Here is a 9953-nt window from a genome sequence, read left to right as displayed (position 1 = left end):
ACAGGTTAGGTCGCTGGGAGCCCTCCGTCTCACCGCGCCACGCGCTTCCGGCCCCACACGCGCACCGTGGGCGGACCACGACGGAAGACGTCCCGCCCCTCGGCCCGTCCGCCCTCGAAGTCGATTGGTCCCCCGTGCTCGACAGCTTCCTCTCCCGCCTGCCCCTGTCCCGCGAGGGCGTCGACCGCGACGGCCTGCACCGCGACTCGCCGGCCCTCTTCGACGAGCTGTGGGCGGATCCGGCCACGCGCGTCCTCGCGCTGCACGGCCACCGCGCGCTGGGTTCCGCCGCCGACGGCCGTGCCGCCCTCGACCTGCTGCCGGTCGACCGCGTCACCGCCGCGACCGTCCGGATCTACCTCGGTCGCACGACCATCGCGCACGAGGGCGAGCCCGTGGGGACGCCCGTCGTCGCCGCGGTCCTCACCGACGCCGCGGCCGCCGAGCTGGAGCCCGCCGAGGGGCGCTGGCTGGAGCTGCGCACGACCGCCACGCAGCTCGACGACCGCGACGCCGCGCTCTTCACCGGCGCGCTCGCCACCGCGAACTGGCACGCCTCGCACCCCTTCTCGCCCAAGACGGGCGAGCCCACCGTCGTCGAGCAGGGCGGCTGGGTGCGCCGCGCCCCCTCCGACGGCTCGCAGGTCTTCCCGCGCACCGACGCGGCCGTGATCATGGGCGTCGTCGACCAGGACGACCGCCTGCTCCTCGGCGCCAACGCCATGTGGGGCGGCGACCGGTACTCGCTGCTCGCGGGCTTCGTCGAGCCGGGGGAGTCGTTCGAGGCGGCCGTGAAGCGCGAGGTGCTCGAGGAGTCCGGCGTCACCGTCGAGGATCCGCGCTACCTGGGCAGCCAGCCGTGGCCGTTCCCCGCGTCCGTCATGGTCGGGTTCCTCGCGCGCGTCAGCGCGTCGAGCGGGCCCGCGACGCCCGACGGTGTCGAGATCGTCGACCTGCGCTGGTTCAGCCGCGACGAGCTGCGGGCGTCGCTCGGCGAGATCGCGCTGCCCGGGCCGTCGTCCATCGCGCGCGCCATCATCGAGGAGTGGTACGGCGGACCCCTCGAGGACGGCGAGCGGGAGTGGTGATCCGCCGATCGTGACCGACCAGCTCGTCCCCGGCACGCCCGGGCGCGACCCCTACGGGTCGGCCGCGCCCGGCGCCCTCCCGGCGCCCGTCGCCCTCGGCCCCGCGACCGCGGACGAACCCGTCGAGGACGTCCGCACGGCGGAGTCCCTGCTCGAGGCCCTCGACGACCAGCAGCGCCTCGCCGCGGAGGCGCTCCTCGGCCCGGTCGTCGTGCTCGCGGGCGCGGGCACGGGCAAGACGCGCGCCATCACGCACCGCATCGCCTACGGGATCCAGGCGGGCGTCTACCCGCCCAACCGCGTCATGGCGCTGACCTTCACGTCGCGCGCCGCGGCCGAGCTGCGCGGCCGCCTGCGCGAGCTCGGCGCCGGACCCGTGGCGGCGCGCACCTTCCACGCCGCGGCCCTCAAGCAGCTCAACTTCTTCTGGCCGCAGGTGGTGGGCGGCACCATGCCGCGCCTCATCGAGAGCAAGGGCCGGATGCTCGGCCACGCCGCCGAGTCGCTCCGCCTCCGCCTCGACACGGCCGCCCTCCGCGACATGGCGGCCGAGGTGGAGTGGCGCAAGGTCTCGATGATCTCCATCGAGCAGTACGGCCTCGCCGCGCGCACCACCCGCACGCTGCCGCCGCAGCTCGACGCCGACCAGGCCGTCGCGCTCCTCCAGGCGTACGAGGACATCAAGGACCAGCGCCGCCAGCTCGACTTCGAGGACGTGCTGCTCGCCACCGCGGGCATGATCGAGGCGGAGCCGTGGGTCGCGCAGCAGGTGCGCGAGCAGTACCGCTTCTTCGTGGTCGACGAGTACCAGGACGTCTCGCCGCTGCAGCAGACGATCCTCGACCTCTGGATGGGCGACCGTCGCGACCTCTGCGTGGTCGGCGACGCCAGCCAGACCATCTACTCCTTCGCGGGCGCGAAGAGCGCGTACCTCCTCGACTTCGCGTCGCGCTTCCCCGAGGCGACCGTGGTGCGGCTGGAGCGGAACTACCGGTCGACGTCCGGCATCACGGAGGCGGCGAACCGGTTGATGCGCGGCCGGCCGGGGGCGCTGACGCTCGTGTCGGCGGACGCGGATCCCGACGGCGACGGCACGGGCACCGCCTCCGCCCGCGCCGCGACGGGCCGCGGATCCGCCGCCGTGCCCGGCCGCGGCGAGGGCTTCCGCGCGCCGCAGGTGAGCGCGTTCCCGTCCGACGGCGCCGAGGCGCGCGCCATCGCCGGCGCCATCGCGCAGCAGATCGCCGCGGGCATCGCGCCGGAGGACATCGCCGTGCTGTACCGCATGAACGGCCAGTCGGCGGTGCTCGAGCAGGCGCTCGGCGACGCGGGCGTCAGCTACCAGGTGCGGGGATCCCAGCGCTTCTTCGACCGCCCCGAGATCAAGCAGGCGCTCCTCGCGCTCCGCGGCGCATCCGTCTCCATCTCCGGCGAGCCGCTGTTCAAGTCGGTGAGCGACGTGCTCCGCGGCCTCGGCTGGAGCCAGCAGCCGCCCGAGCAGCCGGGCGCCGTGCGCGACCGCTGGGAGTCCCTCGACGCGATCATGGGCCTCGCCGAGCGCATGCCCGCCGGCAGCACCTTCCGCGCCTTCACCGACGAGCTGCTCGAGCGCCAGGCCGGCCAGCACGAGCCGACGGTCTCCGCCGTCACCCTCGCGACGCTGCACTCCGCCAAGGGCCTCGAGTGGGAGCACGTCTACCTCATGGGCCTCAGCGAGGGGCTCGTGCCCATCAGCTACGCGCAGACGCTCGAGGCGGTGGACGAGGAGCGGCGCCTCCTCTACGTCGGGATCACGCGCGCGCGATCCGGGCTGCGGCTCTCCTGGAGCCGGAGCGGACCGCACCGATCCGGTCAGCGGGAGCCGTCGCGGTTCCTGGCAGAGCTCGACACGCGCATAGCGGGTGGGGGCGCGACGCGCGGCGCGTGATCCGCCCCGTCCGCACGTCGAGCACCGCCTGGTGGGCCTGGAGCGCGTTCTCGCCCGTCGCCAGCAGGCGGTCGACGGGCCGCGCGGCGAGGGCCGCGAGCTCGGCGGGCACGAGTCCCGCCTCGGATCCGCTGTCGCGCCCGAGCAGCTGGGTCGCGAGGGCGGGCCAGGCCGGATCCGCGTCCCGCCGACCGAGGTCGAGGCAGTAGCAGCAGGCCGTCCGCCCGGGCTCCACGAGCGGCCCGACGACGGCGTGCCGGTCGCCGACGACCACCGGTAGGTGCGGCACGTCCTCCCGGGCCCAGCGTCCGTAGACGGCGGGGGCGATGGCGAAGTGCGCGACGATCACGGCGAGGGCGGTGCGCGGATCCGCGTCGGCGGACATCGGCCGCGGCGTCACGTCGTGCCCGGCGCGGGCCAGGGCGTCGGCGATGCGGTCGGCGGTCGGTCCGCCGCCGACGAGCGCGACCGGGCCCCTGCGGGTGCGGTCGCGGCGGTCGGCGTCGACGTCGGACTCGGGGCCCGCGTCGCGGGGCGGGAGGAGGGCCGGCCGCACCAGGTCGAGCAGCTGCGTGACGTGCGCGGGGACGGCGCCCTCCGTCGTCGCGATCATGTCGAGGCCTCCGCGGCTGATGCCGCGACGGAGCGCGTCGAGCAGGCGTTCGTCGAGACGCGACACGGCGCTGAGCACCACGGGCGGGCGGTCGACGCCGAGCTGGAGGGAGTCCGGCGTGCGCCAGACGAGCGGGAGACGGGGATCGAGTCGGATGGCCATGGGCGCGCACAGTGCCCGACGCGTCGGTCGCCCGCGGGCCGCGTCCACAGGCGCCGGGCCGACGCCGCGGGTGCGGCGCCGGCCCGGCGGGGGAGCGGGTCGTGCGTCAGACGGGGCGCGGATCCGAGCCCGGCGCGTCGTCGGGACCGTCGCCCGGCGTCTCGCCCGGCTCGGTCGCCCGGCCCTGGCCGTCCTCGACGGGGCGACCGGCGTCGGATCCGCTGAGCAGGTCCTCGAGCGCCTGGTCGACCTCGTCGGGCTCGGGCTCGCCCTGTGTCAGGCGCGCGACGAGCGCGTGCGGCGCGTCGATGTCCTCGGAGGCGGGCAGGACGTCGGGGTGCGACCACAGCGCGTCGCGCTGCTCCGCTCCCACGCCGTCGGTGACCGCCTGCCACATGGCCGCGGCCTCGCGCAGCCGGCGGGGTCGGAGCTCCAGGCCCACGAGCGTCGCGAACGCCGACTCGGCGGGACCGCCCGTCGCGCGACGGCGGCGGACGGTCTCGGCGATCGCGGACGCGCGGGGGAGGCGCACGGTGGCGGCGGCCGTGACCACGTCCACCCAGCCCTCGATGAGCGCGAGCATCGTCTCGAGGCGCGCGAGGGCGGCGAGCTGCGCGTCCGTCTTCGGCGGGATGAGGGATCCGTCGACCATGGCCTGGCGGAGCTCCTCGGGGTTCGAGGGGTCGAAGCCCTCCGCGAGCGACTCGAGCCGCTCGGTGTCGATGTGCACGCCCTTCGCGAACTCCGTGATGGAGGAGATGAGCTGCAGCCGCAGCCAGCGGGCGTGGCGGAACAGGCGCGCGTGGGCGAGCTCGCGGACCGCGAGGTAGATCTGCACCTGGTCGTCGGAGACGTCGATCCCCTCGCCGAACGCCTGGACGTTCTGCGGCAGGAGCGCCGCCAGCTGGTCGTCGAGGAGCGGGATGCCGACGTCGCCGCCCGAGACGACCTCGGTGGACAGCTGCCCGACCACCTGGCCGAGCTGCATGGCGAAGAGCGTGCCGCCGAGGTTCCGCATCATGCGGCCGGCGCCGGCGACCATGCCCTGCATCTCCTCCGGCGCGTTCTGCTGGAGCACCTCGGTGAGCGAATCGGCGATGCTGAGGGCGACGGGCTCGGCGAGCTGCGTCCACACCGGCATCGTCAGCTCGGTCCACTGCGCGCGCGTGATGAGGCGCGGGGCGACCGTGAGCTGGCTGACGTAGGTGACCTCGTCGAGCCAGAGCGCGGCGACCTGGAACGCCTGGTCCAGGGGCGCGGACGCCGCGGCGGTGACCTGCGTCTGCTCGGCCGCGGCGAGCTGCCGGGCACCCTCGCGGGCCACCTTCCAGTCGACGCCGTCGCCGGTGTTGGCGAGCGCGCCCTGGAGCTGCGCGAGGAGCTGGCGGACCATCTCCGGGTCCTGCGGGAGGCCGGCGGCACCCGCGAGCTTGTCCGGGTCGATCTGCCCGTCGGCGCCGAGGAACCGCTCCAGCATGCGCCGGAACTCGTCCTCGGGGTTCGGGGTGGGCTCGTCGGCCATGGAGGGTCTCCCGGGGGTCGAGGGGGTCCGGATCGCGGTGCCGCGGCCGGTGGATCCACGCTAGCCCGCGCCCACGGGAAACCCATCCGCATTCGCCTAGGCTGAGCCCTCGCGGCTTCCGCCCGCCGCGAACAGCGGCCAGCGGGCCGCCCCGACACCCGTCGCCCGGCCGCTTCCCGGCCCCGCGCGCCCCGACACCGAGGACATCCGGATGAGCCTGTTCGCCCAGCACGCCCCCCGCGCACCCCGGCCCCCGCGCCGCCGCCGCGTCGGTCGCGTGCTCGCCGGCGTGGGCGCCGTGCTCGCCCTCGCGCTCGGCCTCATGCCGTCGCCGTACGTCATCGAGCAGCCGGGCCCCGTGTTCGACACCCTCGGCACGAGCGACCACGAGGGCACGGAACGTCCCCTCATCTCCATCCCCGACCGCACGACGTACCCCACCGACGGCTCGCTCGACATGCTCACGGTCAGCGTCGTCGGCAACCCCGCTCAGCGCCCCGACTGGTTCGCGGTCGTGTCCGCCTGGCTCGACCCGAGCCGCAGCGTCGTGCCGATGGAGGCGGTGTTCCCCGCGAACCAGACGGCCGAGCAGCGCGACGCCGAGAACCAGGTCCAGATGACCGACTCCCAGCAGGACGCCGTCGCCGCGGCCCTCACCGAGCTCGGCATCGACGTCCCGCGCACCCTCCAGGTCCAGAGCGTCGTCGACGGATCCCCGGCCGACGGCCCCCTCCGCCCCGGCGACGCGATCCGCACGGTCGACGGCGCCGACGTCGTCGACCTCGCCGACCTGCAGGCGCGCGTCGCGGCCGCCGGCACGACCACGGCGCTGTCCTTCGGGATCACGCGCGACGGGCAGGACAGCACGGTCGACGTGACGCCCGCCGAGCGCGACGGCCGCCCCGTCATCGGCGTCGTCACCTCCACCTCGTACGAGTTCCCCTTCGAGGTCGACATCCAGCTCGACGACGTCGGCGGTCCGAGCGCCGGCATGATGTTCGCGCTCGGGATCATGGACAAGCTCGAGGAGGGCTCGCTCACCGGCGGCGCGTCCATCGCCGGCACCGGCACGATCGACGCGGGGGGCGACGTCGGCCCCATCGGCGGCATCCGGCAGAAGCTCTTCGGCGCCGAGCGCGCCGGGGCCCAGTACTTCCTGGCGCCCGCCGACAACTGCGACGAGGTGCGCGGGCACGTGCCCGACGGCCTCCGCGTCTTCGCCGTCTCGAAGCTCGACGACTCGCTCACGGCGCTGAAGGCCATCTCATCGGGCGGCGACCTGGACGCGCTCCCGACCTGCTGAGCACGGTCGGCAGCCGGGCTGTCGCGAGGGCGCCCTTACCAGACGGGGACGCCCGATCGCTCGCAGGTCCCTGGCAACAGCCCCGCCTAGGATGAGGACTCCGCTGTCCCCGACTCTGAGGCACACAACGTGACAAGCACATCCGCCCGGCCCGCCAGACGGAGCCGAGCCCCCCTCGCCATCACCGCGGCCATCATCGCGGCCCTGGTGATCGCGTTCTTCATCTTCGCCGGCTTCTACGCCGACGTCCTCTGGTACGACCAGCTGGGCTACCTGGGCGTGCTGCTCACGCAGTGGGGCGCGGGCATCGCCCTGTTCTTCATCGGGTTCCTCGCCATGGCCGTCCCGGTGTTCGTCAGCATCCAGGTCGCGTACCGCTCGCGGCCCGTCTACGCGAAGCTCAACTCGCAGCTCGACCGCTACCAGCAGGTCATCGAGCCGCTGCGCCGCCTCGCGATGGTCGCGATCCCCGCGGTGTTCGGGCTGTTCGCGGGCGTCTCCGCGTCGAGCGGCTGGCAGCGCACGCTGCTCTGGCTGAACCGCACGCCCTCCGGCACGGTGGATCCGCAGTTCCAGCTCGACACGTCGTTCTACCTGTTCGAGCTGCCCTTCTACCACGCGGTCGTCGGCTTCGCCTCGGCCGTGGTCATCATCTCCATGCTCGGCGTGCTGGCCACCAGCTACCTCTACGGGGCCGTGCGGTTCTCGGGCCGCGAGGTGCGCATCTCGAAGAGCTCCCGCATCCAGATCGCGATCACCGCGGGCGTCTACTTCCTGCTGCAGGGCGTCAGCATCTGGCTCGACCAGTACTCGTCCGTGGTCAACACGGCCACCGGCGGGCTCTTCACGGGTGCCGCCTTCTCCGACGTCAACGCCGTGATCCCCGGCCGCACGATCCTCGCCGGCATCGCCATCGTGGTGGCGGTGCTGTTCCTCATCACCGCGGCCATCGGCCGCTGGCGCCTGCCCATCATCGGCACGGCCGGGCTCATCGTCGCCAGCATCCTCATCGGCACGGCCTACCCGGCCATCGTGCAGCGCTTCCAGGTCGAGCCGAACGAGCGCTCGCTGGAGTCGCCGTTCTACGAGCGCAACATCGAGGCGACGCGGCAGGCCTACGGCCTGGCCGACATCGAGGAGATCCCCTACGACGCGACCACGGACACCACGCCGGGCGCGCTCCGCGAGGACGCCGCGACCACCGCGAACATCCGCATCCTCGACCCCGCGGTCGTGGGCGACGCGTTCAGCCAGCTCCAGCAGTTCCGGCAGTACTACCAGTTCGGGAACAACCTCGACGTCGACCGGTACCAGATCGACGGCCGCGTGCAGGACACGGTCGTCGCGGTCCGCGAGCTGAGCCCCACCAACACGGGCACCTCGTGGGTCAACCAGCACCTCGTCTACACGCACGGCTACTCGCTCGTCGCGGCGTACGGCACGCAGCGCACCTCCGACGGGCAGCCCGTGTTCCTCGAGTCGGGCATCCCCGCCTCGGGCGACCTGGGCGACTTCGAGCCGCGGGTGTACTTCGGCGAGAACTCGCCCGACTACTCGATCGTCGGCGGACCCGACTCGGGCGACAAGGTGGAGCTGGACTACCCGTCCGGCGTCGACGGCGCCGACGAGACGTACACGACGTTCCAGGGCGACGGCGGGCCGAAGGTCGACAACGTCTTCAAGCGGCTCATCTACGCGCTGAAGTTCCAGTCGGAGCAGATCTTCCTGGCCAACCAGATCAACGACCAGTCGCAGATCCTCTACGACCGCGACCCGGCGGAGCGCGTCGGCAAGGTCGCGCCGTACCTCACGGTCGACAAGGACCCGTACCCCAGCGTGGTCGACGGCCGCGTGGTGTGGATCGTCGACGGCTACACGACGAGCGACCAGTACCCGTACTCGCAGCACAACGACATGAGCCGCCTGATCGCCGACTCGCAGCAGACCCAGCCGCTCGTGCCGACGGACCGGATCAACTACATCCGCAACTCGGTCAAGGCGACGGTCGACGCGTACGACGGCAAGGTCACGCTCTACGCGTGGGACACCGACGACCCGATCCTCAAGACGTGGCAGAAGGTCTTCCCCTCGACCCTCAAGCCGATCGCGGACATCTCGGGCGAGCTCATGAGCCACCTGCGCTTCCCGGCCGACATGTTCAAGGTCCAGCGCTTCGTGCTCGGCAAGTACCACGTGACCGATCCCGGCTCGATCTACTCGAACCAGGACCTCTGGACCACGCCGAACGACCCGACGGCCACCACCGAGGCGGGCACGCCGGCGAGCCTCCAGCCGCCGTACTACCTGACCATGCAGATGCCGGGTCAGGACGCCCCGAGGTTCTCGCTGTACTCGACCTTCATCCCACCCGCCACGCAGGACACCTCCCGGAGCGTGCTCACGGGCTACCTCGGGGTCGACTCGGACGCCGGCAGCACGGCGGGGCAGAAGGCGTCGGACTACGGGAAGCTGCGGTTGCTGACGCTGCCGAACGACGACACCATCCCGGCGCCGACGCAGATCCAGAACAACTTCAACTCGGACACGAACGTGGCGAACCAGCTGAACCTGCTGGAGCGCGGCGGTCGCACGAGCGTCGTGCGCGGCAACCTGCTGACCCTGCCGGTCGGCGGCGGACTGCTGTACGTGCAGCCCGTGTACGTCCGGTCGACGGGCGACACGAGCTACCCGCTGCTCCGCAAGGTGCTGGTGGCCTTCGGCGACAAGATCGCGTTCGAGGACACGCTGGACGCGGCCCTCGACAGCATCTTCGGGGGTGACTCGGGAGCCACCGCCGGTGACGAGGACGTCGTGCCCACGACGCCGGTCGACGGCGGCACGGGAGACGGGTCCACGGACGGCGGGACGGACGGGGGCACGGGATCCACGCCCACGCCCAGCCCCACTACCTTGCCCGCGGCTCCCGCGCAGGACGTGCAGGCGGCGCTCGCGGCGGCCAACACCGCGCTCCAGGAGCGGCAGGCCGCGTACGCGTCCGGCGACCTCGTGGCCGCCGCGCAGGCGGACCAGCGGTTCACCGAGGCCGTGCAGCGCGCGTACGAGCTGAGCCAGAAGCAGTAGCCCGGATCCTCACCAGGACGGCCCCGGCGGCCCCGCGATGCGGGTGCCACCGGGGCCGTCCTCGTGCGGGGAGGGGATCCGCCCGGTCGCGTCGGGCCGGCGCCGCTCGGGTGGTCATGAGCACCCCGGAGGTCTGGTAATGTATTCCTCGTAGCGCGGGGTGGAGCAGTTCGGTAGCTCGCTGGGCTCATAACCCAGAGGTCGTAGGTTCAAATCCTGCCCCCGCAACAAGATGAAGGCCCGGTCTCCTCGAGACC

Annotated in this window: 5 protein-coding genes, 1 tRNA gene and 1 pseudogene; 5 read left to right on the top strand and 2 right to left on the bottom strand. The window is 73.1% G+C overall.

All coding sequences use genetic code 11. The features are described 5' to 3' along the window. Nucleotides 1-134: 134 nt before the first annotated feature. Complete coding sequence (nudC, locus tag ITJ44_RS03320) at nucleotides 135-1088, top strand: NAD(+) diphosphatase (protein ID WP_194633332.1); 954 nt, start codon at nucleotides 135-137, stop codon at nucleotides 1086-1088. 10 nt (nucleotides 1089-1098) lie between these two features. After that, the gene (locus ITJ44_RS03315) at nucleotides 1099-3015 is read left to right on the top strand and encodes an ATP-dependent helicase (protein WP_194633331.1); all 1917 of its coding nucleotides are present in this window, start codon (nucleotides 1099-1101) and stop codon (nucleotides 3013-3015) included. On the opposite strand, the pseudogene ITJ44_RS15790 reads toward ITJ44_RS03315, so the two are convergent. Both ITJ44_RS15790 and ITJ44_RS03305 read right to left on the bottom strand, forming a co-directional pair. Continuing rightward, a pseudogene (locus ITJ44_RS15790) lies at nucleotides 2999-3400 on the bottom strand (TOMM precursor leader peptide-binding protein); the annotation flags it as partial. The gene ITJ44_RS03315 and the pseudogene ITJ44_RS15790 sit on opposite strands and share 17 nt — an antisense overlap. Before the next feature lie 496 nt (nucleotides 3401-3896). Beyond that, a complete protein-coding gene (locus ITJ44_RS03305) occupies nucleotides 3897-5312 on the bottom strand; it encodes a zinc-dependent metalloprotease (RefSeq protein ID WP_194633330.1) in 1416 nt (471 codons plus the stop codon). A 211-nt stretch (nucleotides 5313-5523) separates the two neighbouring features. On the opposite strand from ITJ44_RS03305, the gene ITJ44_RS03300 reads away from it, so the two are divergent. The 3 genes from ITJ44_RS03300 to ITJ44_RS03290 all read left to right on the top strand — a co-directional run bounded on the left by ITJ44_RS03300 (nucleotide 5524) and on the right by ITJ44_RS03290 (nucleotide 9924). Next, nucleotides 5524-6615, top strand: coding sequence for a PDZ domain-containing protein (locus ITJ44_RS03300; RefSeq protein WP_194633329.1), 1092 nt, complete (start codon nucleotides 5524-5526; stop codon nucleotides 6613-6615). A gap of 129 nt (nucleotides 6616-6744) precedes the next feature. Then, nucleotides 6745-9696 (top strand): UPF0182 family protein, encoded by a 2952-nt coding sequence (locus tag ITJ44_RS03295; protein ID WP_194633328.1) that lies wholly within the window; start codon nucleotides 6745-6747, stop codon nucleotides 9694-9696. Between the two features lie 154 nt (nucleotides 9697-9850). Then, nucleotides 9851-9924, top strand: a tRNA-Met gene (locus ITJ44_RS03290). Nucleotides 9925-9953: the final 29 nt, after the last annotated feature.

Source organism: Clavibacter sp. VKM Ac-2873 (assembly GCF_015351075.1).
Taxonomy (GTDB): Bacteria; Actinomycetota; Actinomycetes; order Actinomycetales; family Microbacteriaceae; genus Clavibacter.
This window is presented reverse-complemented; position numbering and strand designations above follow the sequence as displayed.